This is a genomic window from Caulobacter sp. SRI_014 (assembly GCF_057586315.1).
The window spans coordinates 101,000-127,290 of sequence record NZ_JBYCZQ010000012.1 but is presented as its reverse complement, the minus strand read 5'-3'; the positions used below and the strand labels follow the sequence as shown (position 1 = coordinate 127,290).

Annotated in this window: 27 protein-coding genes and 1 tRNA gene; 18 read left to right on the top strand and 10 right to left on the bottom strand. The window is 68.8% G+C overall.

Annotated features, from left to right (window positions below):
• The first annotated feature begins 21 nt into the window (after window positions 1-21).
• On the top strand, window positions 22-717 hold the full coding sequence (gene nth / locus AC2YG9_RS20315) for an endonuclease III (protein WP_487299818.1): 696 nt from the start codon (window positions 22-24) through the stop codon (window positions 715-717).
• Between the two features lie 8 nt (window positions 718-725).
• On the opposite strand, the gene AC2YG9_RS20310 is transcribed toward nth, so the two are convergent.
• Window positions 726-1,577: an ATP-grasp domain-containing protein gene (locus tag AC2YG9_RS20310; RefSeq protein WP_487299817.1), complete on the bottom strand. Its 852-nt coding sequence runs from the start codon at window positions 1,575-1,577 to the stop codon at window positions 726-728.
• A gap of 119 nt (window positions 1,578-1,696) precedes the next feature.
• On the opposite strand from AC2YG9_RS20310, the gene AC2YG9_RS20305 reads away from it, so the two are divergent.
• From AC2YG9_RS20305 to AC2YG9_RS20280, 6 genes are read left to right on the top strand one after another with little or no spacing between them, the layout of a single operon-like run.
• Window positions 1,697-2,692, top strand: coding sequence for an adenosine kinase (locus AC2YG9_RS20305; RefSeq protein ID WP_487299816.1), 996 nt, complete (start codon window positions 1,697-1,699; stop codon window positions 2,690-2,692).
• Entirely contained in the window at window positions 2,689-3,279 is a 591-nt protein-coding gene (gene hisB, locus AC2YG9_RS20300) for an imidazoleglycerol-phosphate dehydratase HisB (protein WP_487299815.1), read from the top strand. The genes AC2YG9_RS20305 and hisB overlap by 4 nt, the downstream gene beginning before the upstream one ends.
• Window positions 3,280-3,286: 7 nt before the next feature.
• Window positions 3,287-3,922 carry an imidazole glycerol phosphate synthase subunit HisH gene (gene hisH / locus AC2YG9_RS20295; RefSeq protein ID WP_487299814.1) on the top strand — a complete coding sequence of 212 codons (636 nt, stop codon included), beginning with the start codon at window positions 3,287-3,289 and terminating at the stop codon, window positions 3,920-3,922.
• The gene (gene hisA / locus AC2YG9_RS20290) at window positions 3,919-4,644 is read left to right on the top strand and encodes a 1-(5-phosphoribosyl)-5-[(5-phosphoribosylamino)methylideneamino]imidazole-4-carboxamide isomerase (RefSeq protein WP_487299813.1); all 726 of its coding nucleotides are present in this window, start codon (window positions 3,919-3,921) and stop codon (window positions 4,642-4,644) included. The genes hisH and hisA overlap by 4 nt, the downstream gene beginning before the upstream one ends.
• Before the next feature lie 10 nt (window positions 4,645-4,654).
• The gene (gene hisF, locus AC2YG9_RS20285; protein WP_487299812.1) at window positions 4,655-5,422 is read left to right on the top strand and encodes an imidazole glycerol phosphate synthase subunit HisF; all 768 of its coding nucleotides are present in this window, start codon (window positions 4,655-4,657) and stop codon (window positions 5,420-5,422) included.
• Window positions 5,419-5,736, top strand: coding sequence for a phosphoribosyl-ATP diphosphatase (locus tag AC2YG9_RS20280; protein ID WP_487299811.1), 318 nt, complete (start codon window positions 5,419-5,421; stop codon window positions 5,734-5,736). The genes hisF and AC2YG9_RS20280 overlap by 4 nt, the downstream gene beginning before the upstream one ends.
• On the opposite strand, the gene AC2YG9_RS20275 is transcribed toward AC2YG9_RS20280, so the two are convergent.
• From AC2YG9_RS20275 to AC2YG9_RS20265, 3 genes are all read right to left on the bottom strand, one after another.
• A complete protein-coding gene (locus AC2YG9_RS20275) occupies window positions 5,737-7,482 on the bottom strand; it encodes an N-acyl-D-amino-acid deacylase family protein (protein WP_487299810.1) in 1,746 nt (581 codons plus the stop codon). It abuts the gene before it with no gap.
• 96 nt (window positions 7,483-7,578) lie between these two features.
• Window positions 7,579-7,965 (bottom strand): hypothetical protein, encoded by a 387-nt coding sequence (locus AC2YG9_RS20270; RefSeq protein ID WP_487299809.1) that lies wholly within the window; start codon window positions 7,963-7,965, stop codon window positions 7,579-7,581.
• Window positions 7,962-8,321, bottom strand: a complete 360-nt coding sequence (locus AC2YG9_RS20265) for a hypothetical protein (RefSeq protein ID WP_487299808.1) — start codon at window positions 8,319-8,321, stop codon at window positions 7,962-7,964. The genes AC2YG9_RS20270 and AC2YG9_RS20265 overlap by 4 nt, the downstream gene beginning before the upstream one ends.
• Before the next feature lie 145 nt (window positions 8,322-8,466).
• On the opposite strand from AC2YG9_RS20265, the gene AC2YG9_RS20260 reads away from it, so the two are divergent.
• The 3 genes from AC2YG9_RS20260 to AC2YG9_RS20250 all read left to right on the top strand — a co-directional run bounded on the left by AC2YG9_RS20260 (window position 8,467) and on the right by AC2YG9_RS20250 (window position 11,542).
• Window positions 8,467-9,657, top strand: coding sequence for an acetyl-CoA C-acyltransferase (locus AC2YG9_RS20260; protein WP_487299807.1), 1,191 nt, complete (start codon window positions 8,467-8,469; stop codon window positions 9,655-9,657).
• 346 nt (window positions 9,658-10,003) lie between these two features.
• Entirely contained in the window at window positions 10,004-10,135 is a 132-nt protein-coding gene (locus AC2YG9_RS20255) for a hypothetical protein (RefSeq protein WP_487299806.1), read from the top strand.
• Between the two features lie 57 nt (window positions 10,136-10,192).
• Window positions 10,193-11,542 (top strand): aminoglycoside phosphotransferase family protein, encoded by a 1,350-nt coding sequence (locus AC2YG9_RS20250; RefSeq protein ID WP_487299805.1) that lies wholly within the window; start codon window positions 10,193-10,195, stop codon window positions 11,540-11,542.
• On the opposite strand, the gene AC2YG9_RS20245 is transcribed toward AC2YG9_RS20250, so the two are convergent.
• Together AC2YG9_RS20245 and AC2YG9_RS20240 are read right to left on the bottom strand one after the other, a co-directional pair.
• Window positions 11,539-12,159 (bottom strand): DUF4240 domain-containing protein, encoded by a 621-nt coding sequence (locus tag AC2YG9_RS20245; protein WP_487299804.1) that lies wholly within the window; start codon window positions 12,157-12,159, stop codon window positions 11,539-11,541. The genes AC2YG9_RS20250 and AC2YG9_RS20245 overlap by 4 nt on opposite strands.
• Before the next feature lie 39 nt (window positions 12,160-12,198).
• Window positions 12,199-12,645, bottom strand: a complete 447-nt coding sequence (locus AC2YG9_RS20240; RefSeq protein ID WP_487299803.1) for a hypothetical protein — start codon at window positions 12,643-12,645, stop codon at window positions 12,199-12,201.
• Between the two features lie 232 nt (window positions 12,646-12,877).
• Here AC2YG9_RS20240 and AC2YG9_RS20235 point away from each other — a divergent pair, with 232 nt between their 5' ends.
• From AC2YG9_RS20235 to AC2YG9_RS20220, 4 genes are all read left to right on the top strand, one after another.
• A complete protein-coding gene (locus AC2YG9_RS20235) occupies window positions 12,878-14,848 on the top strand; it encodes a transglycosylase domain-containing protein (protein ID WP_487299802.1) in 1,971 nt (656 codons plus the stop codon).
• A 121-nt stretch (window positions 14,849-14,969) separates the two neighbouring features.
• The gene (locus tag AC2YG9_RS20230) at window positions 14,970-15,647 is read left to right on the top strand and encodes an ImuA family protein (protein WP_487299801.1); all 678 of its coding nucleotides are present in this window, start codon (window positions 14,970-14,972) and stop codon (window positions 15,645-15,647) included.
• Complete coding sequence (locus AC2YG9_RS20225; RefSeq protein WP_487299800.1) at window positions 15,565-17,181, top strand: Y-family DNA polymerase; 1,617 nt, start codon at window positions 15,565-15,567, stop codon at window positions 17,179-17,181. Before AC2YG9_RS20230 ends, AC2YG9_RS20225 begins: the two co-directional genes overlap by 83 nt.
• Window positions 17,178-20,492: an error-prone DNA polymerase gene (locus tag AC2YG9_RS20220; RefSeq protein ID WP_487299799.1), complete on the top strand. Its 3,315-nt coding sequence runs from the start codon at window positions 17,178-17,180 to the stop codon at window positions 20,490-20,492. The genes AC2YG9_RS20225 and AC2YG9_RS20220 overlap by 4 nt, the downstream gene beginning before the upstream one ends.
• A 194-nt stretch (window positions 20,493-20,686) precedes the next feature.
• Here AC2YG9_RS20220 and AC2YG9_RS20215 read toward each other — a convergent pair whose 3' ends face one another.
• The 3 genes from AC2YG9_RS20215 to AC2YG9_RS20205 all read right to left on the bottom strand — a co-directional run bounded on the left by AC2YG9_RS20215 (window position 20,687) and on the right by AC2YG9_RS20205 (window position 22,857).
• On the bottom strand, window positions 20,687-21,313 hold the full coding sequence (locus AC2YG9_RS20215; protein ID WP_487299798.1) for a hypothetical protein: 627 nt from the start codon (window positions 21,311-21,313) through the stop codon (window positions 20,687-20,689).
• Window positions 21,314-21,390: 77 nt separating this feature from the next.
• Window positions 21,391-22,626, bottom strand: a complete 1,236-nt coding sequence (locus AC2YG9_RS20210; RefSeq protein ID WP_487299797.1) for an MFS transporter — start codon at window positions 22,624-22,626, stop codon at window positions 21,391-21,393.
• 155 nt (window positions 22,627-22,781) lie between these two features.
• Window positions 22,782-22,857: transfer RNA gene (locus AC2YG9_RS20205), tRNA-Ala, on the bottom strand.
• A 161-nt stretch (window positions 22,858-23,018) separates the two neighbouring features.
• Between AC2YG9_RS20205 and AC2YG9_RS20200 the strand changes: the two genes are divergently transcribed.
• From AC2YG9_RS20200 to AC2YG9_RS20185, 4 genes are all read left to right on the top strand, one after another.
• Window positions 23,019-23,324 carry a YggT family protein gene (locus AC2YG9_RS20200; protein WP_487299796.1) on the top strand — a complete coding sequence of 102 codons (306 nt, stop codon included), beginning with the start codon at window positions 23,019-23,021 and terminating at the stop codon, window positions 23,322-23,324.
• Window positions 23,321-23,599: a DUF167 family protein gene (locus AC2YG9_RS20195; RefSeq protein ID WP_487299795.1), complete on the top strand. Its 279-nt coding sequence runs from the start codon at window positions 23,321-23,323 to the stop codon at window positions 23,597-23,599. Before AC2YG9_RS20200 ends, AC2YG9_RS20195 begins: the two co-directional genes overlap by 4 nt.
• A 109-nt stretch (window positions 23,600-23,708) precedes the next feature.
• The gene (locus AC2YG9_RS20190; RefSeq protein WP_487299794.1) at window positions 23,709-24,650 is read left to right on the top strand and encodes a hypothetical protein; all 942 of its coding nucleotides are present in this window, start codon (window positions 23,709-23,711) and stop codon (window positions 24,648-24,650) included.
• Window positions 24,651-24,738: 88 nt separating this feature from the next.
• A complete protein-coding gene (locus tag AC2YG9_RS20185; RefSeq protein WP_487299793.1) occupies window positions 24,739-25,665 on the top strand; it encodes a hypothetical protein in 927 nt (308 codons plus the stop codon).
• On the opposite strand, the gene AC2YG9_RS20180 is transcribed toward AC2YG9_RS20185, so the two are convergent.
• Window positions 25,662-26,240: an MORN repeat-containing protein gene (locus AC2YG9_RS20180; protein WP_487299792.1), complete on the bottom strand. Its 579-nt coding sequence runs from the start codon at window positions 26,238-26,240 to the stop codon at window positions 25,662-25,664. The two genes, AC2YG9_RS20185 and AC2YG9_RS20180, sit on opposite strands and share 4 nt — an antisense overlap.
• Window positions 26,241-26,291: the final 51 nt, after the last annotated feature.

The following is a 26,291-nucleotide window of genomic DNA, read 5'->3' as shown; positions in this document are numbered from 1 at the left end:
ATACCGGGTAAAACCCTGTCCATGCCAACAGCACCGAAGAAAACAAACAAACAGCCTGTACGTAAACGCCTCTCGCCCAGGGAGCGGGCCCGCGTCGACGCCCTGTTCGAGCGCTTCTCGACCCTGTCGGACAACCCCAAGACCGAACTTCACTTCGACTCGCCGTTCACCCTGGTCGTCGCCGTGGCGCTCTCGGCCCAGGCCACCGACGTCCAGGTCAACAAGGCCACGGACAGGCTGTTCGCCAACTACAATACGCCGCAGGCCATCCATGACCTCGGCGTCGACGGCCTGATCCCGTGGATCAATTCCATCGGTCTGTTCCGCAACAAGGCCAAAAACGTCATCGAGCTTTCCCGGATCATCCTGGAGAAGCACGGCGGCCAGACCCCGCTGAACCGCGAAGATCTCCAGGCCCTCCCCGGCGTTGGCCGCAAGACCGCTTCGGTTGTCCTCAACGAACTCGACATCGAACCGGCCATCGCCGTCGATACCCATGTCTTCCGAGTCTCACATCGCCTCAAGCTGGCCTTCGGCAAGACCCCCGACGCGGTCGAGGCCGAACTGATGGCCATCGTGCCCCAGCCCTACCTGACCCGCGCCCACCACTGGCTGATCCTGCACGGCCGCTACGTCTGCCTGGCCCGCAAGCCCAAATGCGCCGAGTGCCAGGTCGCCGACCTCTGCCCCTCGCGCGAACTGTTCATGGGTGGCTAAGAGGGCGGCTAGCCGCCCAGCGCCGCCTTCACCGCCGCCCCGAACCGGCCGCCGGCCTTGGGGGCGTACTGCAGGAAGAGGTCGGGCTCGATGGCTTCCAGCTCCATGAGCTTCAGCTGGCCGTCCAGGCCGCGCAGCAGGTCGATCCGCGCATAGGCCAGCGGCGGCACGGCGGCCAGGATCTCCTGAGCCACGCCCTCCGCCCCGTCCCAGGGTTTGACCCGCGACACCTGGCCGCCGAACTGCGGCTGGACCCGGAAGTCGCCCTTGGCGGCGACCTTGGTCACCGCATGACTGAACTTGCCGCCGAAGTAGAGCAGGGAGATCTCGCCCTCGTCGCCGACCGCCGGCAGGAAAGGCTGGATCAGGGCCGGCCCATCGACGCCGTCGCCGAGATCGTCGCCCGGGGCCAGCTTCAGGGTCTGATGCGAGCCGCCGCTGATCCGCGGCTTGGCCACCACCGTGCGGCCGCCGAAGCTTTCCCGGGCCGCCTCGAGGCTTTCCGCCGTCAGTTTTTCGACGCTGATGGTCGGCACCACCGGCGCCCCCTTGGCGCCCAGCTCGGCCAGGTAGGCCTTGTCGGTGTTCCAGCGCAGCACCGACAGTGGGTTGATCATCCGCTGGCCCGCCGCCTCGAACTGGTCCAGCCGCGCCAGCCAGTCGGCCGGCCGTTTGTGATAGCCCCAGGCGATCATCGGCAGCACGGCGTCGAAGTCGCCCTCCAGGGGCTCGGTCCAGATGTGTGGCGTGGCTTCGATGCCCGACGCCGCCAGGCCGGCCTCCAGCTTGGCGAACCATTCGGGCCAGAAGGCCTTGTAGAGCAGCTCTTCGACGGCGGGGGTGAGGATGGCGACCTTCATGCCCCGGCTGTAGCGCGCTTTGGCGGGCCCCGGCAAACCTGCCCCCAGGCCCACCAGGGATTGGCCTTTGGCCCCCCTTCCTGTAACGACCCGTCCGTTTGCCAGTTGGAAGAGCCCGCATGACCGCCACCTACGACGTCGCCGCCATCGGCAACGCCATCGTCGATGTGATCGCCCCGGCGGAGGAAGGGTTCCTGCATGCCGAGAGCCTGGTCAAAGGCAGCATGCAGCTGATCGACGAGGCGCGCGGCGTCGAGCTCTACGGCCGCATGGCCAAGGGGCTGGAGACCAGCGGCGGCTCGGCCGGCAATACCATCGCCGGCATCGCCAGTTTCGGCGGCCGCGCCGCCTACCTCGGCAAGGTCGCCCCCGACGCCTTGGGCGACGCCTTCTCCCAGGGCATGAAGGACATCGGCGTCCATTTCGAAACCGCGCCCCTGATCGGCGGCCCGGCCACCGCCCGCTGCCTGATCAACGTCACCCCCGACGGCCAGCGGACCATGTGCACCTACCTGGGCGCCTCGACCGAGCTGACCCCGGAGGACGTGCCCACCGACCTCATCGAGCAATCGGCCATCGTCTATCTCGAAGGCTATCTCTTCGACCCTTCGGACGCCCGCCGCGCCTTCGCCAAGGCCGCCGGCATCGCCCACAGCTCCAACCGCCTGATCGGCATCACCCTGTCGGATGCCTTTGTCGTCGAGCGGCACCGCGGCGAACTGATGGGCTTCATCGAAGGCCAGGCCGACCTGGTCTTCGCCAACGAAGCCGAAGTGAAGGCCCTGTTCCAGACCGACGATTTCGACATCGCCGCCGCGAAACTGGGCGCCATCACCAACATCGCCGCCATTACCCGGGGCGAACAGGGCTCGCTGATCCTGGCGGGGACCAACAGCCATCGCATTCCGGCCGACACCGTGAACAAGGTGCTCGACACCACCGGGGCCGGCGATCAGTACGCGGCCGGCGTCCTCTACGGCCTGTCGCAGGGCTTTTCGTTCGACGTCTGCGGCCAGCTGGGCTCGATGGCGGCGGCCGAGGTCATCGGCCACTACGGCCCGCGTCCGGAAAAGAACCTGCGTGACCTGGCCATCGCCAAGGGGCTGCTGAAATGAACCGCACCGCAGAAATCTCGCGCGACACCAAAGAGACCCAGATCAAGGTCTGGATCGACTTGGACGGCACCGGTGTGTCGACCATCTCGACCGGCATCGGCTTCTACGACCACATGCTGGAAAGTTTCGCCCGCCACGGCGGCTTCGATCTCAAGATCGAGACCAGGGGCGACCTGCACATCGACATGCACCACACGGTCGAGGACACGGGCATCGTCCTGGGCCAGGCGGTGAAACAGGCGCTCGACGGCTTCAAGGGCATCAAGCGTTTCGGCCACGCCTACATCCCGATGGACGAGACCCTGACCCGCTGCAGCCTCGACCTGTCCAACCGCCCCTACCTGATCTGGAAGGTCGACTTCTCGCGGCCCAAGGTCGGGGAGATGGACACCGAGCTGTTCAAGGAATTCCACCACGCCTTCGCCATGAACGCCGGCGCCTGCGTGCATCTGGAAACCCTCTACGGCGACAACACCCACCATATCGCCGAAAGCGGCTTCAAGGCCCTCGCCAGGGCCTTGCGGGCGGCGGTGGAGATCGACCCCAAGGCCGGTGGCCAGGCGGTGTCGACCAAGGGCGTTTTGTAGCGACCCGATGTCCACCGTTGCCCTGATCGACTACGGGTCGGGCAACCTTCGCTCGGCCGAAAAGGCGCTGCTCAAGGCGGCGTCGACGCTGACGCGCGCCCCGGACATCGTCGTCACCGGCGATCCCGAGGCGGTGTCAAAGGCCGACCGCATCCTCCTGCCCGGCGTCGGCGCCTTCGCCGCCTGCATGGCCAACCTGACCGCCCGCGACGGCTTGACCGAGGCGCTGAACACCGCCGTCCAGCGAGGCGCCCCCTTCCTGGGCGTCTGTGTCGGCATGCAGCTCCTCGCCGACAGCGGGCTGGAGTTCGGAACCACCCCCGGCCTCGGCTGGATCCCCGGCCAGGTCCGCCGCCTTGAACCGCGTGATCCGTCCGCCAAGGTGCCCCACATGGGCTGGAACACCGTTCGTCCGGCCAGCCCGCTGTTCGCGGGCCTCGGCTTCGCGCCGCACATGTACTTCACCCACAGCTTTGTCTTCGACCCGGCCGACCCGGGCGACATCGCGGCCACCTGCGATCACGGCGGCCCGTTCGTCGCAGCCGTGGCGCGGGACAATGTCATGGGCGTACAGTTCCACCCCGAAAAGAGCCAAGCCGCCGGCCAGCGCCTGCTCGCCAACTTCCTGGAGCTGAGCCTGTGATCCTTTATCCGGCCATCGACCTGAAGGACGGCCGCTGCGTCCGCCTGCTGCACGGCGACCTCAACAAGGAGACGGTGTTCAACGCCTCTCCCGCCGACCAGGCTGCGTCGTTCCAGGCCCAGGGCTTCAACTGGCTGCACGTCGTCGACCTCAACGGCGCCGTCGAGGGCCGGGCGGTCAATATCGACGCCGTCGGGGCCATCCTCGAGGCCGTCTCGCTGCCGGTGCAGCTGGGCGGCGGCATCCGCACGCTGGAGCAGATCGAGACCTGGATCGAGGCCGGCATCAGCCGCGTCATTCTCGGCACCGTCGCCGTGCGCGATCCCGACCTGGTCAAGAAGGCCGCCCGCCTCTGGCCTGAACAGATCGCCGTCGGCATCGACGCCCGGGGCGGCATGGTCGCCACGCAAGGCTGGCTCGAAACCAGTGACATCGGCGTCGTCGACCTGGCCCGCAAGTTCGAGGACGCCGGCGTCGCCGCCCTGATCGTCACCGACATCGGACGCGACGGGGCGATGACCGGCGTCAACGTCGAGCAGGTCGGTGAAGTCGCCGACGCCGTCTCCATCCCCGTCATCGCCTCGGGCGGCGTCGCCTCGATCCGCGACATCGAACAGCTGAAGACCCGCGTCGGCGCGCCCATCGCCGGCTGTATCCTCGGCCGGTCCCTTTACGAAGGGGCCATCGACCCGGCCCAGGCCCTGACGCTCGCGGCATGCTGAAGGCCAAGACATGCTGAAAGTGAGGGTCATCCCCTGCCTGGACGTCAAGGACGGCCGCGTCGTCAAGGGCGTCAACTTCGTCGCCCTGCGCGACGCCGGTGACCCGGTCGAACAGGCCGCCGCCTACGACGCCGCCGGGGCCGACGAGCTGATGTTCCTCGACATCACCGCCAGCTCCGAGGGCCGGGGTCTGATCCTCGACGTCATCGCCCGCACCGCCGACGTCTGCTTCATGCCGGTCTCGGTCGGCGGCGGGGTGCGGACGGTGGAGGACGCGCGGCGCCTGCTGCGTGCCGGGGCCGACAAGGTCAGCGTCAATACCGCCGCCGTGAACGACCCCGATCTCCTCAGCCGCCTGGCCGACGCCTTCGGCAGCCAGGCCGTGGTCTGCGCGGTCGACGCCAAGGCGCGCAGCGACGGCGGCTGGAACATCTTCACCCACGGCGGCCGCACCGATACGGGCAAGGACGCCGTCGAGTTCGCCGCCCTGGCTGTCGCGAAGGGCGCCGGCGAAATCCTGCTGACCTCGATGGACCGCGACGGCGCCAAGACAGGCTACGACATCCCACTGCTGCGCGCGGTGACCGCGGCGGCTTCGGTGCCGGTCATCGCCAGCGGCGGCGCCGGCAACGCCGCCGACCTCGTCGAGGCGGTCAAGGATGGCCACGCCGACGCGGTGCTGGCGGCCTCGATCTTCCACTTCGGCGAGGTCAGTATCCGGGAAGCCAAACAGGCCATGGCGACGGCGGGCCTGCCCGTCCGACTGGAGGCGGCATGAGCGATCTCGGCGACACCCTCGACCGCCTCTGGGCGACGATTCAGGCCCGCAAGGGCGGCGACCCGGCCGCGAGCTGGACGGCGAAACTCCTCGCCGACCCGAAACTGGCAGCCAAGAAACTCGGCGAAGAAGGCCTCGAAGCCGCTCTGGCGGCGGCCACGGGCGACAAGGCGGGCCTGACGGCGGAAGCTGCCGATGTCCTGTACCACCTGCTGGCGGTCCTCGCCGCAAGCGGCGTCACCCCCGACGAAGTCGCCGCGGTGCTGAAGGCCCGCGAGGGGACCTCCGGCATCGCCGAAAAGGCCTCCCGCTAGCTACTCCGCCGCCATCGCGACAGGCGCCGCCTGCGCCCCGCGCACCAGCCGTCCGGGCAGGGCCCCGGTCGGTTCGCCATCGCGGTAGGTGATCTCGCCAGCCACGATGGTGGCGACATAGCCCTCGGCCTTCTGGGTCAGACGTCGTCCGCCGGCCGGCATGTCGTAGGCCACCGCCGGCGCGTGCAGCTTCAGCGCCCCATAGTCGATGACGTTCAAATCCGCCCGCAGACCCACCTCGATCAGACCGCGGTCCAGCAATCCCACCGCCTCGGCCGTATCGCGTGTCTGCATCCGCACCACCTGTTCGACCGCGAACTTCGGGCCCCGCACCCGGTCGCGGGTCCAGTGGGTCAGCATGCTGGTCGGGAACGACCCGTCGCAGATCATCCCCACATGGGCCCCGCCATCGCTCAGCCCCGGCACCGTGTCCCGATGCCCCAGCATGGCGTAGCTGGGGTCCAGACTGCCGTCGGCGTAGTTGAGGAAGGGGTGGTAGAGCATCCCCCTGCCACCATTTGTCAGCATGTGATCGATGGCCAGATCTTCCGGCCAGATCCCCATGCCGGCTGCCAGCGCCTTCACCGTCTTGCTGGTCGGCTGCTCGTAGTCAGGCGTCTCGCCCAGCAGGTACATGTTGTCCCACGCCTGCAGCATGCTGCCGGCGAACGGCCCTTTCACCGCCCCGCTCTCGCTCAGCAGCCGGGCCCGGAAGTCCGGATCGGCCATGGCCGCCGCCCGCTCGGCAAGCGGCAGGTGAGCGATCTGCTTGTAGGTCTCGTTGGCGCTGAACGGATTGAGGGTCAGTTCCAGGCCGAACAGCACCCCCACGGGCCGACCGCAGACCTGGGCCTTCATGGCCACGCCCTCGTCGACGGCGGTCTCGACCGCGCCGAGCAGCATCTTCCAGCTGTTGGGGGCCTTCGGGCTTTGAGCCAGCGTGAAGCTCAGCGGCCGTCCGCTCTTCTCCGACAGCCGGCGGAACATGGCGATTTCCTCGGCCGGGTCGGGGGCGAAGTCACTGACCAGTTGCAGCACCCCCTTGCCGGCCGCCTTCATGCCCAGCGCGATGCCGGTCAGTTCATCCTCGCCGGCATTCAGGGTCGGCGTCGGCTGGCCGTCGCTGGTCCGGTGGTTGAGGGTGCGGCTGGTCGAAAAGCCGATGGCCCCGGCCTCCATGGCCTGTTTGGCGATGGCGGCCATCTGTTCGATATCTTCAGGCGTGGCCGGCTCGCGGTTGGCCCCGCGCTCGCCCATCACGAAGACGCGCAGGGCGGCGTGCGGCAGCTGGGCGGCCAGGTCGATGTCGAACACCCGCTTGTCCAGGGCGTCGAGATAGTCGGGGAAGCTCTCCCAGTTCCAGGGCAGGCCCTCGGTCAGCACCGGGAACGGGATGTCCTCCACCCCCTCCATCAGCCGGATCAGACGGTCGTGGTCCTCCGGCCGGCAGGGCGCGAAGCCGACGCCGCAGTTGCCCATGACGATGGTCGTCACCCCGTGGCCGCTCGACGGGTTCAGCCGGTTATCCCAGGTCGCCTGACCGTCGTAGTGGGTGTGGATGTCGACAAAGCCCGGGGTGACCAGCTTGCCGGTGGCGTCGATTTCGGTCGCCCCGCCCGGCAGGTTGGGGCGAACCGCCGCGATCAGCCCGTTCTTGATCCCGACATCAGCGACGAAGGGCGTCCCGCCGGTCCCGTCCACCACCGTGCCGCCGCGCAGCACCAGATCGTAGAGATGATCGGCCATGAGGTTCTTCCCTGACTTATCGTTGTTCAAGCAGGGTCGGACTCGATGACGCGCGCGTCAAGCGGCGCCGTTGGGGAAGATCGCGGACCGATGAGGCTAAGGCCGCGCTTGCGGCGCGTGGAGCTCGACCGCCCACAGTCTACGGCAGGCGTCAGGATAGCACCCGGACAGGTTTTCCTTGGGATTGACCAGATACGTCACGATAAGCGGTCTACCGCTCCGTTGGGCCTCAAGGGCAAACTGCACGACGGTCTGATAGTTCTGGAGATCCCAAGTGAGCGAGAACACCTGGATCGGATCGGCGATGTCGCACCGGATCTGGAGAAATTGAGTGTAGGTCTTCAGCGAGAAGGTCGGGCATTCGACGCTTTGAAGGCGGGGATCGATTTTCCCCGCTTCGTCGACCGCCGGCTCAGCAGCCCAGGCTCCCGACACGATACCCGCGCAGAGAATTGCGATTGCGATGATCGCCTTCGGCTTCACTTGAGCACTACCCCGGCCGCCCGGCGGCAAGTTTCCTTCGGGCAGTCGGCCGGATTGGCCTCCGGGGCCACGACATAGAGGACGCCCAGCGGCCGGCCCCGGCCCTTGGCCTCGATGGCCAGCTTCAGCAGACCATCAGTCAGGGGATCGCGGTTCTCCACGGCGAAGCGGCGCGGCGCCGTCTTCTCGCCAGCCATGCCCTTGGCGGGGGCGGCGCAGACTATCTCGACGCGGTCGCGATAGGCCGCGATCTCGGCGACCGTGCAGTCGGTCCAGGCGCCGCCCTCGGGGGCCTCCTGGGCGAAAGCGGGGGCGGGGGCCAGCAGAAGGGCGGCGGCGAGGAGCAGGCGTTTCATCCGGCGAGGGTGCGCGAGCGCAGACCCCGCCGTCAATCGGGCTGCTCAGGTTGACGCTCGCGTGATCTTTCGCAGGTGCGAAGGTTTCCCTAAGGTCGCCGCCGATCCATTCAAACCATCGTTTGAATCCACGAAAGAGAACCTCATGCGCGACGCCGTCATCGTCTCCTACGCCCGCACCGGACTGGCCAAGTCCGTCCGCGGCGGCTTCAACAACACCCACGGCGCGGCCATGGCCGGCCATGTCATCCAGCACGCGGTGGCCCGCGCCGGCCTCGAGGGGGGCGAGGTCGAGGACGTGATCCTGGGCTGTGGCGGACCTGAAGGCGCCACCGGCATGAACGTCGCCCGCAACGCCGCCATCTGGGCCGGCCTGCCGGTGACCACCAGCGGCACGACCATCAACCGCTTCTGCTCCTCGGGTCTGCAGGCCATCGCCTCGGCCGCCCACTACGTGAAGAATGAAGGCGCCGATGTCGCCATCGGCGGCGGCGTGGAATCGATCTCGCTGGTCAACGCCGGCGGCCACATGAACCGCTTCCACATCACCGAAGAAAAGCTGATGGAGATCAAGCCGGCCCTGTGGATGGCGATGATCAACACCGCCGACATCGTCGCCAAGCGCTACAACGTCGCCCGCGACTATCAGGACGAATACGCCCTGCGCAGCCAGCAGCGCATCGCCGCCGCCCAGGCCGCCGGCCTGTTCAAGGACGAGATCGTGCCGATGGCCACCAAGATGAAGGTGGTCAACAAGGAAACCAAGGAAGAGAGCTTCGTCGACTACGTGGTCGATCGCGACGAGTGCAACCGTCCCGAGACCACGCTCGAAGGCCTCCAGTCGCTGCAGCCTGTCATGGGCGAAGGCAACTTCGTCACCGCCGGCAACGCCAGCCAACTGTCGGACGGCGCCGCCGCCGTGGTGGTGATGGAAGCCAAGGAGGCCGAACGTCGTGGCCTCAAGCCGCTCGGCCGCTTCAAGGGCTTCGCCGTCGCCGGCTGCGAGCCCGACGAGATGGGTATCGGCCCGGTCTTCGCCGTGCCGCGCCTGCTCGAGCGTCATGGCCTGAAGGTCGATGACATCGACCTGTGGGAACTGAACGAAGCCTTTGCCAGCCAGTGCCTCTACAGCCGCGACAAGCTGGGCATCGATCCGGAGAAGTACAACGTCAACGGCGGCTCGATCGCCATCGGCCACCCCTTCGGCATGACCGGCGCCCGCTGCGTCGGCCACCTGCTGCAGGAAGGCCAGCGCCGCAAGGCCAAGCTTGGCGTTGTCACCATGTGCATCGGCGGCGGCATGGGCGCCGCCGGCCTCTTCGAGATCTTCAACTAGGCCTCTCCGCCCCCGTCATCCCGGACGCCCGCAAGGGCGATCCGGGACCCAGGGGGTGACAAGGCTGCGAACATTTGAGCCGGGGCCCCTGGGTCCCGGCTCTTCCCTCGGCTTTCGCCGGGGTACGGCCGGGATGACGGATGAGGGGTGGTCGTGAATAATATTCTCGACCTGCCGGCCGCTTTTCCGCCACCTTCAACACCTTGCGGGACTTGGGATCGGCGCCGAAACCACACCGATTCACCAAACTAAATTGGCTGAAGTCTTCATCCGGAACAGCGGCGTTTGCGTATCGTTAAGTCAGAAGGCGTCACTGTGGCGCCTGACTGAACGGAACGATAAGCCCATGGCCGTCAAGGCCCTCTTCGCCGCCGCCGCCGCCTTCGCCATCGCGCTCGCGATGCTGTTGCCCGTGCCCGGTTCGCAGGCCCGCCAGGCCCAGTCCCAGATCCAAACCATGGATCTTGGCCACCGCTAGGCGCTTCGCCGCTCCACCAACATTGCTCTTGCCGCCCCGTCGTGGTCGCTTCGCGCCATGATCCGGGCTGCTGACATCGTCGGGCTGGTCCTGGCCGGCGGCCGTTCGCGCCGCTTCGGCTGGGAGAAGGCCGCCGTGGTCGTCGAGGGCCGGCCATTGCTGGACGCCGCCCTGGCGGGCCTGACCGGCTGCGCCGCCCTGGCGGTCAACGCCGCCATGGACAGCGAGGCGGCCCGGCTGGCCACGGCCCGGGGCCTGTCGGTGATACCGGACGGCGAAGGCCTGCCCGACGGCCCCCTGACCGGGGTTCTGGCCGGCCTTGAATGGGCCCAGGCCCAAGGCGCGTCCTGGCTGGCGACCAGTCCCTGCGACCTCGCCGCTCCGCCGGCCGACCTGATCGCCCGGCTGGGCGAGGTGGGTGGCCCCGCCTACGTCCTGGCCCCGGACGGCCGCCATCCCTTGAGCGCCCTGTGGCCGGTTGGGCTGATCGAACCCTTGCGAGCCATCCTGGCGCGTGAACATCCGCCGGTGCGGGCCGTGCAGGACGACGCCGGCTTCAGGCCGGTCCTGTTCGGGGACGCCGCTCCCTTCGCCAACCTCAACACCCCGGGCGCCCTGGCCGGCCATATCGACGCCTGGGGCCTGACCCCGGACGGCCCGCCCTTCCGCACCGCCTCCAGCTGGCTGCAGCCGGTCCGCGACGGTGAATCTCCCGCCATGCTGAAACTGCCCTTCGAGGACGAGGAACGGCGCGGCGGCCAGGTCCTGGCCTGGTTCGATGGTCGGGGGGCCGCCCGGGTGCTGCGGGCCGACGCCGAGGCGGTGCTGGTCGAGCGGCTGGCGAACGACATCGACCTGGTTGTCATGGCTGAAGGTTCCGAGGCGGGTGACGAAGAGGCGTGCCGTATCCTCTGCGCGGCGGTGGGCGTCCTGCATGCCGACCAACCCGCGCCGCCGCCGCAAGCCCGACCGCTGCGGCCCTGGTTCGTCGCGCTGGAGCGGCTGTCGGCGTCTAACGCACTCATGGCGCAAGCCTCGTCCATCGCCGACCGTCTGCTGAGCCAGGATCGCGACCCTTGCGTCCTGCATGGCGACATCCATCACGGCAACGTCCTTCACGATCCCCAGCGGGGCTGGCGCGCGATCGATCCCAAGGGGCTTCTGGGGCCAAGGGGCTATGACTACGCCAACATCCTGCGCAATCCGGAGGAGGTTGCCCGAGATCATTTCCAACTGGAACGGCGAGCCCGGACGGTCGCCCAGGCAGCCCACCTGCCCGAGCGTGAAGTGCTGGAGTGGGTCTTCGCCCATGCCGCGCTGTCGGCGGCCTGGACGCTGGAGGCAGGCGGGGTTCCCGGCCACAGCCTGGCCGTGGCCGCCTCCGCCGCCGTTACGCTCGGACTCTAGCCGAGCGGCGCCTCGCCGAAGCGGGCGGTCAGACGCGGATAGGTCTGGGCGAGGCTGTCCTCATCGAAGGGCTCGCCGGGCGGCTCGCCGTCCACGCCGAGCTGCAGGGGGCCTGTCGGTTTGTCGCTCTCGGCGTGGAGTTCCTCCCATGCGTCACTGGGGGCGTGCGCTAGACCCACCAGTTCCAGCGCATTCTGCCGACCTTCGGGGATCAGCTCGGCCAGGCTGTCGGGGTCGGCCAAGGCTTGGTCGAACAGCCCCCGACCCTGGCCGATCAGCCATGAGCGAAAATAGGCGAAGGCGTCGTCGGACATGCCGCCGTGGATGACATAGCCGGCGCCCCACAGGTCCCAGCGGTTGGCCCGATCCAGGGCGTCGACGATCCCGTTCGCGAAGGCCAGGGTCACGGCCTTGCCGCCGGCGATCAGCCGGGCGGTTACCGCCTCAATCAGTTCATAGTCGAGGTCTTCGGGGTCGGTGTCGGCAGGGATGTCCTGGCGGGCGGCCTCAAGGATCGACCACAGTGTGATGGTCGGGTGGGGTCCGGCAGCCGAAGCCGCGCCGGGCGCCAGCGCGGCGGAGCCAAGCAGCGTGAACAGGGTGCGGCGGTCGATCATCGGCCGACTATGCGGCCGGCCGGTGATCTCGCAAATGGCCTAGCAGCCGCCCACCGCCCGCAGCCGGGCGATTTCCAGCTCCAGTTCCCGCTCGCGCAGGGCGGCGAGCCGCTCCTTGCGATGGTCGCTGCGCCAGCCGAACACCAGGCCAGAGATGGCCCCGAGGCCCGTGAACAGGAAGGTCAGGGCCGAGCCGATCATCGCCCAGTCGATGGGCGAGGCCTCTTCCGCTGCATCGCCGGCGCCCTGGGCCGCGGCCTGGGCGATGTCGCCGGGGACGAGACCCTCGGGGCTGCTTTCGATGGCGGCCGACATCGGTTCGACGGCGGCGGCGATCGGATCGGTCTGAAGGGCCTGGCCGGGTTTGACCGCGGCCGAACCCACGAAGACCAGGGCCGCCAGGGCCATCATCATCAGGGCCGAACGACTGCCCCCCAAGAGGCGATTGGGAGCCTTGGCCTGCACTGCGTAATCCATCGCGCTCATGATCCGTCCTCCCTGACGGTGTTTCTCAATGAGCGCAGTTGGTCAGAGCCAAGCTGACCGGGGCATGAATGGAAAACCGCTGGTTTCTGTCAGCTTCGCCGGGGCCTGCACGGGCCGTGGACATGCAGGCCCCATAAAGGCCCTGTTCATCGGGCCCCTTAGAGGATGGAGCCGCCGGGGCTGGTGAGATAGAACCGGCTCAATCTGCGTTGAACAGTTGAAGACGGACACCATGGCGAACGCACAGGCGGGCGGAACCGGCGCTCGGCGCACCCCGCTGCAGGCCTTCCTCTACTGGGGCACGGTCATTGGCGTCTGGGGGCTGATCTTCCTGGTCGCCTTCCTGGCCGTGTTCGCCATCGACCTGCCGGATGTCTCCAAGCTCAACGATGTCACCCGCCAGCCGTCGATCAGCTACCTCGACCGCTCCGGCGCCCTGATCGCCGTGCGCGGCAGCCAGTACGCCCCGCCCGTCGACCTCGACAAGCTGCCCGACTATGTGCCCAAGGCCTTCCTCGCCATCGAGGACCGCCGCTTCTACTACCACCCGGGCTTCGACCCGCTGGGCATGGCCCGCGCCTCGGTCGCCAACGTCAAGGCCGGCAAGATCGTGGCCGGTGGCTCGACCATCACCCAGCAGCTGGCCCGTAACCTGTTCCTGACCCTGGACCAGAACTGGCGGCGCAAGGTGCAGGAGCTGATCCTCGCCGTCTGGCTGGAGGTGAAGTTCTCCAAGAAGGAGATCCTCGCCCTCTATCTGAACCGGGTCTACTTCGGGGCCGGCGCCTACGGCATCGAGGCCGCCTCGCAGCGCTATTTCAACAAGCCGGCTTCCAGGCTGACCATCGGCGAGTCGGCCCTGCTGGCCGGAATGATGAAGGGTCCCTCGCGCTATTCGCCGGTTTCAGCCCGCGACCGCGCCGCCAAGCGCGCCAATGTCGTCCTCGACGAGATGGTCCGCACCAAGGCCATCACTCCCGAACAGCGGGCCGAGGCGGTCAAGACGCCGGTGCGCGTCTCCTCCGTCCTGGCCAACCAGCGGGCGCAATACTTCACCGACTGGATGGACGGCCAGGTCCGCGCCCTGGTCGGTGAACCGACCGAGGACCTCTATGTCGAGACCACCCTCGACCTGCCGATCCAGGCCGCCGCCGAACAGGCGGTCCGCGCCGGCGTCGCCCGCAACAAGGCCGGCGGCGTGCAGCAGGCCGCCCTGGTCGCCCTCGACGCCGAGGGCCGGGTCCGCGCCTATGTCGGCGGCGTCGACTACACCGACAGCCAGTTCGACCGCGCCTCGGTGGCGCGGCGCCAGGCCGGCTCGGCTTTCAAGCCCTTCGTCTACCTCACGGCCATGGAGCAGGGGCGAAACCCCAATGTCATGGTCGTCGATGAGCCGGTGAAGATCGGTAACTGGGAGCCGAAAAACTACGATGGCCGCTTCGCCGGCTCCATGACCCTGGAAACGGCCCTGGCCAAGTCGACCAACACCGTCGCCGCCCGCCTGGCCAACGAGGTCGGCACCGGCAACGTCGCCGCCACGGCCCGCCGCCTCGGCATCACCAGCAAGATCCAGCTCGACCCCTCCATGGCCCTTGGCGCCGTCGAGGTCAGCCCTCTGGAGATGGCGGCCGCCTACGCCCCCTTCTCCAACGGCGGTTTCCGGGCCCGCGCCTGGGGCATCAGCCGCATCCGCACGGCAAGCGGCAAGGTGCTCTACGACCACAACCTCGAAAAGCGCGGCCGCCAGACGGTGATCGGCAGCCCGGCCCTGCCCTACATGAACCAGATGATGCGCAAGGTGGTGACCAGCGGCACCGGGACCGGCGCGCGGGTTCCGGGCTTCGACATCGCCGGCAAGACCGGCACCACCAGCGACTACCGCGACGCCTGGTTCGTCGGCTACACGGGCGGCTTCGTGGTCGCGGTCTGGACCGGCAAGGATGACAACACTCCCATGCGCCGGGTCACCGGCGGCGGCGCCCCGGCCCAGATCTGGAAGAGCTTCATGGGCCAGGCCCTGCCACGCCTGAAGGCCCAGGCCATCCCCGGCGGCGTCATCGCCCCGCCGGAGGCGACCGCCGACCCGATCGGCGACATCATCAGCGGCATGGGCCTCGGCGGCGACGCTCCGCCCGACCCGCAACCGAGGGCCCCGACCCCCGAGCCGGACAAGGCCCGACCGCCGGAAGAGATTCCATTCTAGGACCATGTTTTGAGGAGTCCGGAGGCAACCCTCTGGATTCCCTGAAAGACTCCAGAACCACTGATTCCGGAGTCTTTTCCGCGTCTTGACTCTCGCGGAAAACGGAACAAAACATGAACTTATGGTTCCGCTCCCGACCCTGTCCGAACCCTGCGCCAACCCCGCCCTCGCCCCCCGCGGGGCGCGTCTGGGGCTGGAGGAAGCCTGGGGCGAAGGCGCGCCCGGCCGGGTCGCGGCGACCCTGTTCGGCCTTGTCCGGGCGGCTGAAGGGGATGAGCGGCCGGTAGTCGTGGCCGCCGCCTCCGCCTGGCTGCGCGAGCAGGGCCGCTGGTTCCGCGACGGGCTGGGTCTCGCCGGCCTGCCCGACCGCCGGTTGTTGTTCATAGAGACGCCGAAGGACGCCCAGACCCTGTGGGCGCTCGAGGAATGCCTGAAATCGGACGCCATCGCCGGGGCGGTGGCCGCCGTCGACGCCGTCACCCTTCTGGCCAGCCGCCGGCTGGACATGGTCGCCCGCCAGTCGAACGCCACCTGCCTGCTGCTGCGCACCCAGCCGGCCAAGGACATCAGCGCCGCCCGCCGCCGCTGGTCGATCGCGCCCGCCCCCTCGGCCCCGCACCCCTATGACGATGAGGCGCCGGGCGCGGCCCGGATCGCGGTCCGCCTGACCCGCAGCCGGGGCGAGCCACCCGGCGACTGGATTCTGGAGTGGGACGATGAAGCGCATCGTTTCCGTCTGGCTGCCGGACTGGCCGATCACGGTCTGGTCCCGGACGGCCGGGCGGTCGCCGCCGCCTGACGACGCCCCCTTCGCCCTGGTCGAGAAAGGCGCTCATGGCCTGGTTCTGTCAGCGACCAACCGCGCCGCCCGTCGGCTCGGCCACGCCATGGGCCAGGCCCATGCCGATGCCAAGGCCGTCAGCCCGACCCTGATCACCCACCCGGCCGAGCCTGACCGCGACGCCGAGGCCCTGCGCCTGCTCAGCCTGTGGGCCGAGCGCTATTCCCCCTGCGTGGCCATGGACGCCGCCTCACAGGGGCGCGAAGGCCTGCTGATCGACATGACCGGCGGGGCGCATCTGTTCGGCGGCGAGGTCGCGCTTCTGACCGACATGGCCGTGCGGCTGAAGGCCGCCGGCATCCCCGCCCGCCTGGCCATGGCCGACACCGCCGGCGCGGCCTGGGCCCTGGCCCGGTTCGGCCCCCGGGATACCCGCCGACTGGTTCCCGTCGGCGGGGTGCGGACGGCGCTGGCCTGCCTGCCGGTGGTCGCCCTGCGGCTGGACGAGGCCGATGTGAAGCTGCTGTTGCGGCTGGGCCTGCGGACCATCGGCGACCTCATGGCCCTGCCGCGCTCAGGCCTGGCCCGCCGTTTCCGGGGCGAGGCGGGCCTTGGCCTGGTGCGGCGCCTCGATCAGGCGTTGGGGGCCGAGCCGGAAATCCTCGAGCCGATCCGCCGTCCCCCGGTCTGGCGGGTCTGGCGCAATGTGCTGGAGCCGCTGATCGACGTCGCCGGCATCGAGACGGTGCTGAACGACCTCGCCCCCAGCCTGTCCGAGAGCCTGGAGCGTGATGGCCAGGGGGCGCGGCGCCTGACCCTGACCGCCTTCCGCACCGACGGCCGCGCCACCCATCTGTCGGTGGCCCTGAGCACCCCCTCCATCCGCCCCGCCCACCTGGCCAAGGTCCTGAAGGAGCGCGGGCTGGAGCATCTTGACCTCGGTTTCGGGGCCGATGCGGTGATGCTCAGCGCCGATGTCGTCGAGCCGCTGAGCGCCATTCAGGCCGACCTCGACAAGGGCAGGGACGGCGATCAGCGCCTGGCCCTGGCCGCCCTGCTGGATCGCCTCGGCGCCCGGCTGGGAGAGACCGCCGCCTTCCATCTGGAAGCGAAGGCCAGCTGGCTGCCCGAGCACAGCCAGGCCCGCCGCCCGGCCGGAGAGGGGCCGCCGGCCGCCGTCGACACCCCACCGCTGCCCGACCGGCCGCTGTTGCTGCTCGACCCGCCCGAGCCGGTCACCGTGCCGCTGGCCAGTCTGCCCGACGGACCGCCGGCCAGTTTCGTCTGGCGCCGGGTGACCCACCGGGTCAGCCGCGCCCAGGGCCCCGAGCGGCTGTCGGCCGAGTGGTGGAAGCCCGCCAAACGCCCGCTACCCGAACGCACTCGCGACTATTACCGCGTCGAGGACCGTGAAGGCCGCCGCTACTGGCTGTTCCGCGAGGGGCTCTACGAGCGCGAGGACAAGGCCGTCGAAGCCCCCGCCCCGGGCGAAACCGAAAGCCGGCTGGTCGACCGCCCGCCCGGCTGGTGGATGCACGGGGTGTTCGCATGAGTTACGCCGAGCTCGACGCGGTCACCAACTTCTCCTTTCTGGAAGGCGGATCGCACCCTGCCGAGATGGTTTCCCAGGCCCAGTATCTGGGGATGAGCGCCATCGGCATCGCTGACCGCAACACCCTGGCCGGGGTGGTGCGATGCCACCGAGAGGCCAAGCGTGTCGGCATGCGGCTTCTGATCGGCTCGCGGCTGGTGTTCACCGACGGCTCGGTGCTGATCGTCTATCCGCGCGACCGGGCCGCCTATGGGCGCCTCTGCCGGCTGCTGTCGCTGGGCAAGAGCGAGATCCTCGGCGACACCCACGGTGACCGCACCATCAAGGGCCAGTGCCGCCTGACCTTCGAACAGGCGCTGGACCACGCCGAAGGGCTGGTCGCCATCGCCCCGGCCGCGCGCGTCGTCGACGCCGCCTTCGCCTCGCGCCTGCGCGACTGGGCAGGCCGTTGGCCGGACCGGCTCTATCTGGGGGCCAACCCCCTCTACGACGGCCGCGACCGCGCCCGGCTGATCCATCTGTCGCGGCTGGCGGACGGGGCCGGGGCCCCGATGCTGGCGACCAACGCCCCGCTCTATCACCACTACGACCGCCGCCCCCTGCAGGACGTCCTGACCTGTATCCGCGAGGGGACGACGGTCGATGAGGCCGGGTTCCGGCTACAGGCCAACGCCGAGCGCTATCTGAAGTCTCCGGCCGAGATGGGCCGCCTGTTCCGGGGCCACGAGATCGCCCTGGCCAGGTCTCGGGAAATCCTCGGCGCCTGCCGCTTCTCCCTCGACGAGCTGTCCTACCACTACCCGGACGAGCCGGTTCCGCCCGGCAAGAGCCCCGACCAGCATCTGTCGGACATGACCTGGCAGGGGGCCCGCTGGCGCTTTCCCAAAGGCGTGCCGGACAAGGTCAAGGCGACCATCGCCAAGGAGCTGAAGCTGATCGCCGAGCGGAAGTACGCCCACTACTTCCTGACGGTCCACGACATCGTCAAATGGGCCCGCAAGCCCACGGGCCAGGAGAACACAAAGCCCATCCTCTGCCAGGGGCGCGGCTCGGCGGCCAATTCGGTAGTCTGCTTCTGCCTCGGGATCACCTCGGTGAATCCGGCGGAAATGGACCTGCTGTTCGAGCGCTTCGTCTCGGCCCAGCGTGACGAGCCGCCCGATATCGACGTCGATTTCGAGCATGCCCGCCGCGAGGAGGTGATGCAGTACATCTATCGCCGCTACGGCCGCGACCGGGCGGCGATCTGCGCCACCGTCATCCACTACCGGCCACGCTCCGCCATCCGCGAGGTCGGCAAGGCCCTGGGCCTGACCGAGGATGTCACCGGGGCCCTGGCCGGCACCGTGTGGGGTAGCTGGGGCTCGGAGGTCGAGGACCGCCACGCCGAACGGGCGGGCCTCTCAAAGGAGGAACAGCGGATGAAGCTGGCCCTCGACCTGACCCGCGAGCTGATCACCTTTCCCCGCCACCTGTCGCAGCATGTCGGCGGCTACATCCTCACCCAGGGGCCGCTGGTCGAGCTGGTTCCCGTCGGCAACGCCGCGATGGAGGACCGCACCTTCATCGAGTGGGACAAGGACGACATCGACGAGCTGAAGATCATGAAGGTCGATGTCCTGGCGCTCGGCATGCTGACCGCCATCCAGAAGGGTTTCGACATGATCGAGACCTTCTACGGCCGGCGCTGGGACCTGGCCACGGTGCTGGGTGAGACCGACACCACCCCGGTCTACGACATGCTGTGCAAGGCCGACTCGCTTGGCGTCTTCCAGGTCGAGAGCCGGGCCCAGATGGCTATGCTGCCGAGGCTGCGGCCGCGTGTCTTCTACGACCTGGTGGTCGAGGTGGCGATCGTCCGGCCTGGGCCGATCCAGGGCAACATGGTCCACCCCTATCTGGCCAGCCGCGCCGCCAAGCGGGAGGCCGAGGCGCGGGGCGAGGTCTATGAGATCGACTTTCCCAGGCCCGCGCCGCCGCATGATCCGGACGAACTGAAGAACATCCTGGGCAAGACCATGGGGGTGCCCCTGTTCCAGGAACAGGCCATGCGCATCGCCATGGAGGCGGCGGAGTTCACCGGCGACGAGGCCAACGGGCTGCGCCGGGCCATGGCCACCTTCCGCCACAACGGCACCATCCAGAACTACGAGGAGATGCTGGCCGGGCGGATGAAGCGGCGCGGTTATCCTCCGAAGTTCGCCGACGACTGCTTCAACCAGATCAAGGGGTTCGGCGAGTACGGCTTTCCGGAGAGCCACGCCGCCAGCTTCGCCCTGCTGGTCTATGTGTCGGCCTGGATGAAATGCGTCCATCCGGACGTCTTCTGCGCCGCCCTGCTCAACAGCCAGCCGATGGGCTTCTACGCCCCGGCCCAACTGGTGCGCGACGCTCGCGAGCATGACGTCGAGGTGCGCCATCCGGACGTGAACACCAGCGACTGGGACTGCACCCTCGAGCCGCGCCCAGGCCAGGCGCAGTGCGCCCTGCGGTTGGGCTTCCGCCAGATCGACAGCTTTCGCGAGGACTGGGGGAAGGCCATCATGTCGGCGCGCGCCAGGGCGGCCTTCGCCTCCCTCGACGATCTGCGCCAGCGGGCCGCCCTGCCGGCCCGCGCCCTCGAACTGCTCGCCGCCGCCGATGCGCTGGGCTCGCTGGACCTCTCCCGGCGCGGCGCCCTGTGGGCGGCGCGCGGGCTGCCGCGCTCCGCACCGTTACCGCTGTTCGCCCAGGCCGGCGTAGCCGAGGAGGACGGGCCGCCGCCGGTCAGCCTGCCGGCGTCCTCGCCCTCCGAGGATGTGGTCCACGACTACGAGAGCATCCGCCTGTCGCTGAAGGATCACCCGGTGACCTTCCTGCGGGATCGGCTGAGCAAGGCCGGGGCGATTCCGGCGAACCGGGTCAACACCGACCCCGCCGGGCCCAGGACCGCCGTCGGCGGCGTCGTTCTGGTCCGCCAGCGGCCGGGGACGGCCAAGGGGGTCTGTTTCATCACCCTGGAGGACGAGACCGGGGTGGCCAACATCGTCGTCTGGCCCTCGGTGTTCGACGCCTTCAGGCCGGTGATCATGGGGTCGCGGATGATGCTGGTGCGTGGCAAGCTGCAGCGGGCGGAGGGGGTCACCCACCTGGTCGCCGAAAGCCTGGAGGACTGGACCTGGTCTCTCGGCCTCTTGTCAGCCCAGCCCTTGAAGACCGTTCCGGCCCACGGCGACGAGGCCGCCTCGAGCGCGCCCGGCCGTGGCGAGGACCATCGCATGCGCCATCCCCGCGACGTCCGCGTCCTGCCGCGCAGCCGCGACTTCCACTAATCCCCGCTTTGGGCTGTGTCCGAACGCCGCCTTCGCGCGGGTCCGCGAATCATGCTCCGCTCGGGCTGGCAACTCTCAGGGAGGCAGCGCGTTCAGACGCTGGAGGGACTGCAAATGAAAGATGTCATGTACTGGACGCTCGGGGTCCCGACCCTCTGCATCCTCGCCCTGGCGGCGCTGAAGCTGATGGGCGTCTAGAGCGCGCCCTCGGCCACTCGGAAGATCATCTTTATCAATCCGCGGCTCTGCGCGGCCGACACACCGGTGCAGCCGAATAGAAGCGCGCCCTTGGGCGTCAGAACCACACCCAAAGCCATAAAGTCGTTACGCCCGCGCAAGGGCCCCGAGAACAGCGCCACGCGCACGGGCCTTCCCTTCGCGCCATCGGTCAAATCGATCATCCGGCGATCCTCGACGATTATCTGTTTCGCCGCGCCCTCCCCCCACTCGCCCGCGGGGTCCAGAATCCGATCAGCCTGAGCCTGCAGCTGCGACAGTCTCTTGCCCGCATCCGGACCGCCCGGAAAGCGTGCGGCCGAGCAGATTCTGACGTTGCCGCCGCCCTTGACGTCGAACAGCTTGGCGCCCGGCTGATTACCGTTGGTGATGACGTGCTCGGGCGGCAGCACCGCCGTGTACCAGCCCTCTTCGTCATAGTAGGTCGCGCCGTAGGCCGCATTGCCGCTGATCGGAACGGCCCTCCCGCGCTGCGCCCCCGGAGCCGTATCGATCTCGAAACCGTCTGCCGCGCCCGTTTGCGCCGCCGCCGACCCTGCCAGGGCCATCAGCCCCAGCGCCACCATGGTCACGAAACGCCGCATGCCGACCTCCGCCCAGTCTATGTCGGGAAGCTGACACGACGCCGGACCCGGTCAATGACCCGAAAGGGGGGCGAGCCTCAGGTGACGGTGGGGAGCGGCTGTTGGCCGTTCTCCGCATCTCCGCCGCTCTTGAAGGGCCGGAAAGTCAGGGCGACGAGGACGGCGATCACGCCCAGCGCGAAGGCGCCGAGGAACAGCCCGCCATAGCTGCCGAAGCGGTCGTAGATCAGGCCGCCGGTCAGCGGCCCGGTCGCCATCCCCAGGCCCCCGGCCATGGCCGTGCCACCGATCACCGTGCCCATCATCCGCATCGGGAAGTTCTCCCGCGCGATCACCGCGTACAACGGCATGGTCCCGGCGTAGATGAAGCCGAACATCGCCGCGACCGTGTAGAAGGCGAACAGTTCGCGGACCCAGAAATAGCTCAGCGCAACCAGCGCCTGGGCCATCAGGCCTATGATCAGGATCCGCCGCGCCCCGAAGCGGTCGCCCAGCAGGCCGAAACCCAGCCGTCCACCCATCCCGGTCAGGCCCTCGAGACTGTAGATCGACACCGCCGCCATGAGGGGGATGCCGCAGGACACCGCATAGCCGACGGTATGGAAGATTGGTCCCGAATGGGTGGCGCAGCAGAAAAAGTTGGTCGCCACCAGCACCAGGAACTGCGGCGACCTCAACGCCTGCTTGAGCGACATCGGTGGCGGGCCGGCGGCGGCGGCTGTCGCCGGAACAGGCGCCTCAGGCTGGGCCGGCGCGGCCCGCACCAGGAAGGCGGTCGGGATCATCAGCGCCGCCGCAATGCCGGCGATGATCAGCAGCGAGGTGCGCCAGTCATTGTGGCTGATCAGCCAGGCGGCCAGCGGCGACATGGTCAGCGGCGCCATGCCCATGCCGGCCGAGACCAGGGACACGGCCAGGCCGCGGCGGGTCTCGAACCAGCCGGTCACCGTCGCCATCAGCGGCGCGAAGATGGCGGCGATCGAGCCGCCGACCATCACTCCGAAGACCAGCTGGAACTGGATCAGCGAGGTCGTCCGGCTGGCCAGGGCCAGGCTGGCGGCCAGCACCACTGATCCGGTGATCACCACCACGCGCGGCCCGTAGCGGTCCGACAGGGCGCCCCAGGCCATGCTGGCGAAGGCCATGGCCAGGAAGGCGATGGTCATCGCCGTCGAGATGCCGGTCACCGACCAGCCCGTCTGGCGGGCCATGATCTGCAGGAACACGGGCAGCGAGAACATCGAGCCCATCGCCACGCAGCCCAGCAGCCCGCCGGCCGCCACGATCACCCAGCCGTACTTCGGATTGCCCATCCGACGCTTCCCATCGCTGTGACTTCTGGCCAAAGGACGGATGACCGATCCCAGATCCTACAGCAGGCGTGACAGAATTCACCGCCGCCGGAGGGCTGGCAACCTGACGATGTCAAAAGGGGATTGTCCTGGATAAACCAGAGCCAACCTGACCCTGGTGGAGCCGAGGGGAGTCGAACCCCTGACCTCGTCATTGCGAACGACGCGCTCTACCAACTGAGCTACGGCCCCCTCCCAGGATGAGGGAAGGGCGGCACATACGGCCCGGGGCCTTGGCCTGTCAAGAAGGGGGGCTGTCAAGGCGGTGACGGCGACAACTTCGGCGGCCGCGCATTGCCGTCGGGGGCGACGCTCACTAGGTTCCAGGCATAACGCAACGGAGACGCGCCCACATGGGTCACGCCATCGTCGGACTGGTCGGGATGATCATCAGCCTGATCGTCTTCATCCTCATCATCCAGGCGGTGATCAGCTGGCTGCTGGTCTTCAACGTCATCAACCTGACCCATCCGGCTGCCCGGCAGGTGGTCGACTTCCTGAATGCGGTGACCGAACCGATGCTGCGGCCCCTGCGGCGCATCGTTCCGCGCCTGGGCGGGGTCGATCTGAGCCCGATCGTGCTCATCCTGCTGCTCTATTTCGTGCGGACGCTGTTCTATTACACCCTGGCCGGGCCGCTATACCGCCTGCTGGGGTGAGCGAGACCCGTCTTGCCGTCCGCCTGACGCCCCGCGGCGGCGCGGACCGCATCGACGGCTGGGGCGAGGACGCCGCCGGTCGGCCCCTGCTCAAGGTCCGGGTCAACGCCCCGCCTGTCGACGGTGAGGCCAACGCCGCCCTGGAAAAGCTGCTGGCCAAGGCGCTCGGCTTGCCGAAATCGGCTGTCAGCGTCGCCGCCGGCCAGACGGCCCGCATCAAATCCCTGGCCGTTCAGGGCCTCACTCTCGAGGACATCCGCGCCCGCCTGCCCTGACCTGCGACCGGATGCCTCAGGGAAATGGGTATCTGGCCGCCCGTTTTGAGGAACGGGCGGCTGCTCTCGTTCGCCGAACGGAGTACATTCGCCGCAAGGGGGATGCCGGATGGCCCAACAGCCGCCCGTGCGGGTTCTGATCCGCAGCTATGCCGATATGAGCCTGCGCGCCGGCTATGCCGAGCGCGGGCCGTTTGACGGCGACCCTCTGAGCACCTTCATTTTCAAGACCCTCTACGGCGCCAACTGCGGCCACCTGCCCTACACCTCCGCAGGGGCGAGGCTGCTGGGCCAGATCGGACCGGCCGCGGCGGCCGCCATGGACGAGCGGCGGGCCCTGCTGCGACCGGTCAGCATCCATGCGGTGGCCCAGTCCCTGAACCTGCCCTACGAAACCGTGCGGGCGCGGGTCCAGGTGATGATCGGCCGAGGCCAGGCCGAACGGGTCACCGGCGGCCTGCTCGCCGTCGCCGGTCTGCAGGCCGATGGGCCGTTCGCCGAGGCCTTCGCCGGCACCTACGCCATCGTCCTGGAGAGCTTCCGGGCGCTCAAACAGCTAGGGTATGACTTTTCGGCGTCAGCCGCACCGTCCCAGGTCGAGGCGCCGCCGCCGCCGGGCCTGGTGGTGCGCATCGTCTTCGACATGAACAACCGTTACGCCGAGCTGCTCAGCCCGACCTTCGGCGGCATCCTGCCGACCACCATCTGGGCCGGGGCCATGCGGGCCAACGTCCGCAAGCTGATGGCCGATCCGGAGTTGGCCTGGCGCTACGCCGAACAGGACACACCGCCGCCCGACCATCTGCGCCAGCCGATCAGCGTCCGCGCCCTGGCCACCGAACTGATGCTGCCGTTCGAGACCACCCGGCGGCATGTGGCGACGATGATCGACAAGGGCTGGCTGGTTACCGTGCCGGGCCAGGGGGTCATCGCCCCGGCCGCGGTGCTCGGCGGCGACGCCCTGGGCCGCACCAATCTACAGCTGCCCGGCCTCTATGCCCGGATGATCGGGGATCTGACGCGGGCGGGGTTCGATCTCTCGACGCTGTGATCGAAAAGTCGGACTCCCGACCCAAATCGGGCACAAGGCCGCGAGCGCGATTCATGACGTCTGATAGATTCTCCAGGGGGAGAATCGCATGGCCCAAGACCTGCCTGTGCGCGTGCTTCTGCGCAGCTTCGTGGAGCTGTGGCTGGGGGTCAGCGCGGCGCGTGGCGCGGCCCACGACAATGACCCGATCAGCACCTACGTTTTCGAGGTTCTGGCCTGCGCCAACGCCGCCCATCTGGCCTATGCGGCCCCGGAATCGGCCCGGCTGGCGCAGCCTGGCCCCGCCGACGACAAGCTGGCCCTGCTGCGGCCCGTCAGCGGCAACGCCGTCGCCCAGTCGCTCAACCTCCCCTACGAGACCGTTCGCGTCCGGCTGCAGAAGATGATCGCCGACGGGCGCGTGCTGCGGGTGCCTGGCGGCCTGCTGGCCGTCGCCAACCTGGAAGACAGCGGGCCGGTCGCGGCCACCCGGCCCGCGACCTATCGCGCAATCCTGGGCAGCCTGCGCGACCTCAAGGCCATCGGCTACGATTTTGCGGCCCACCGCGAGGCCGTCCGGACGGAGGGGCCGCCGTCGCCCGGCCTGGTGGTTCGGGTCATAACCGGGATGATCAACCGGGTCGTCGAGCTGCAGGCGCCGGCCTTCGGCGGCCTGGTCAACATGACCATCTGGACGGGCGTCGCCCGGGCCAATGTCCGGGCGCTGGTGCGCGACCGCGAGGCCAGCTGGCGCTATGCCACCCCGGACTCGCCGCCGCCCAACGAGGTTCGCCAACCGATCAGCGTGCGGGCCCTCAGCGCCGAGCTGGACCTGCCGTTCGAGACCACCCGTCGCCACGTCGCCTCGATGACCGACCGCGGCTGGCTGACGGCGGTGCCGGGCCAGGGCGTGATCGGGCCGGTCGCCGTGGTTTTCGGGGACGGCCTGGGCCGGGTCCACCCCGACATTCCCGGCCTCTATGCCCGCGCCCTGACCAACCTCTGGCGGGTCGGCTTCGATTTCGAGGCGCTCTAGTCGATCTTGAGCACCGGCTGACGCCAGGCGGTGTAGCTCAGGGACCCGGTGGTCATCCGGCCGTCGGGCAGCTTGACCTTGCCGGTTCCGTTGACGTCGCCGCCGTACCAGGTCTTGTCGGCGGTGACGTAGGTGACATAGCCCCGCGCCTCGCCCTCCCGGAATGTGCCGTTGAGCGTGGCGCCGTCCTTGTAGGTCCATTCCCCCGGCCCATCGGCCACGCCGAAGACCCAGGTGGCGCGGAAGCGGTCGCCGTTTGGTGTGTAGTAGTAGCCCACGCCCTGGCGCATGCCGTTGACGACCGGCCCGTCGTACTTCGCCGCATACTGGTTGTTGCGATACCAGACGACCTGGCCATTGCCCTGGGCGACCCCGTCGACGCACTTGCCGTACCAGCGCACGAACATGCCCGGCTCAGGGCGCGAGGTGTAGACGACGCATTTGTAGAGCACGTCCTTCACCCAGTGCGGATCGTTGCCGTACAGGTCCGGCTTGCCTGGATCCTTGGGCGCGGCCTGGGCGGAAGCCGCCAGAAACGCCGCGGCGGTTGCGGCCAGGGTTATCGGTGTATTCAAGACGGGTCCTCCCGGACCGGCGCCCTGACGGGCGCCGCCCTGTTGGCCGAA

Coding starts and splice junctions, on each gene's coding strand:
- AC2YG9_RS20310 (WP_487299817.1), bottom strand. CDS start 1,577: ATGAAGGTCGCCATCCTCACCCCCGCCGTCGAAGAGCTGCTCTACAAG.
- AC2YG9_RS20275 (WP_487299810.1), bottom strand. CDS start 7,482: ATGGCCGATCATCTCTACGATCTGGTGCTGCGCGGCGGCACGGTGGTG.
- AC2YG9_RS20220 (WP_487299799.1), top strand. CDS start 17,178: ATGAGTTACGCCGAGCTCGACGCGGTCACCAACTTCTCCTTTCTGGAA.
- AC2YG9_RS20250 (WP_487299805.1), top strand. CDS start 10,193: ATGATCCGGGCTGCTGACATCGTCGGGCTGGTCCTGGCCGGCGGCCGT.
- hisH (WP_487299814.1), top strand. CDS start 3,287: ATGTCCACCGTTGCCCTGATCGACTACGGGTCGGGCAACCTTCGCTCG.
- AC2YG9_RS20185 (WP_487299793.1), top strand. CDS start 24,739: ATGGCCCAAGACCTGCCTGTGCGCGTGCTTCTGCGCAGCTTCGTGGAG.
- AC2YG9_RS20255 (WP_487299806.1), top strand. CDS start 10,004: ATGGCCGTCAAGGCCCTCTTCGCCGCCGCCGCCGCCTTCGCCATCGCG.
- AC2YG9_RS20305 (WP_487299816.1), top strand. CDS start 1,697: ATGACCGCCACCTACGACGTCGCCGCCATCGGCAACGCCATCGTCGAT.
- hisB (WP_487299815.1), top strand. CDS start 2,689: ATGAACCGCACCGCAGAAATCTCGCGCGACACCAAAGAGACCCAGATC.
- hisF (WP_487299812.1), top strand. CDS start 4,655: ATGCTGAAAGTGAGGGTCATCCCCTGCCTGGACGTCAAGGACGGCCGC.
- AC2YG9_RS20215 (WP_487299798.1), bottom strand. CDS start 21,313: ATGCGGCGTTTCGTGACCATGGTGGCGCTGGGGCTGATGGCCCTGGCA.
- AC2YG9_RS20245 (WP_487299804.1), bottom strand. CDS start 12,159: ATGATCGACCGCCGCACCCTGTTCACGCTGCTTGGCTCCGCCGCGCTG.
- AC2YG9_RS20265 (WP_487299808.1), bottom strand. CDS start 8,321: ATGAAACGCCTGCTCCTCGCCGCCGCCCTTCTGCTGGCCCCCGCCCCC.
- nth (WP_487299818.1), top strand. CDS start 22: ATGCCAACAGCACCGAAGAAAACAAACAAACAGCCTGTACGTAAACGC.
- AC2YG9_RS20280 (WP_487299811.1), top strand. CDS start 5,419: ATGAGCGATCTCGGCGACACCCTCGACCGCCTCTGGGCGACGATTCAG.
- AC2YG9_RS20260 (WP_487299807.1), top strand. CDS start 8,467: ATGCGCGACGCCGTCATCGTCTCCTACGCCCGCACCGGACTGGCCAAG.
- AC2YG9_RS20210 (WP_487299797.1), bottom strand. CDS start 22,626: ATGGGCAATCCGAAGTACGGCTGGGTGATCGTGGCGGCCGGCGGGCTG.
- AC2YG9_RS20225 (WP_487299800.1), top strand. CDS start 15,565: ATGAAGCGCATCGTTTCCGTCTGGCTGCCGGACTGGCCGATCACGGTC.
- AC2YG9_RS20200 (WP_487299796.1), top strand. CDS start 23,019: ATGGGTCACGCCATCGTCGGACTGGTCGGGATGATCATCAGCCTGATC.
- AC2YG9_RS20230 (WP_487299801.1), top strand. CDS start 14,970: ATGGTTCCGCTCCCGACCCTGTCCGAACCCTGCGCCAACCCCGCCCTC.
- AC2YG9_RS20190 (WP_487299794.1), top strand. CDS start 23,709: ATGGCCCAACAGCCGCCCGTGCGGGTTCTGATCCGCAGCTATGCCGAT.
- AC2YG9_RS20235 (WP_487299802.1), top strand. CDS start 12,878: ATGGCGAACGCACAGGCGGGCGGAACCGGCGCTCGGCGCACCCCGCTG.
- AC2YG9_RS20240 (WP_487299803.1), bottom strand. CDS start 12,645: ATGAGCGCGATGGATTACGCAGTGCAGGCCAAGGCTCCCAATCGCCTC.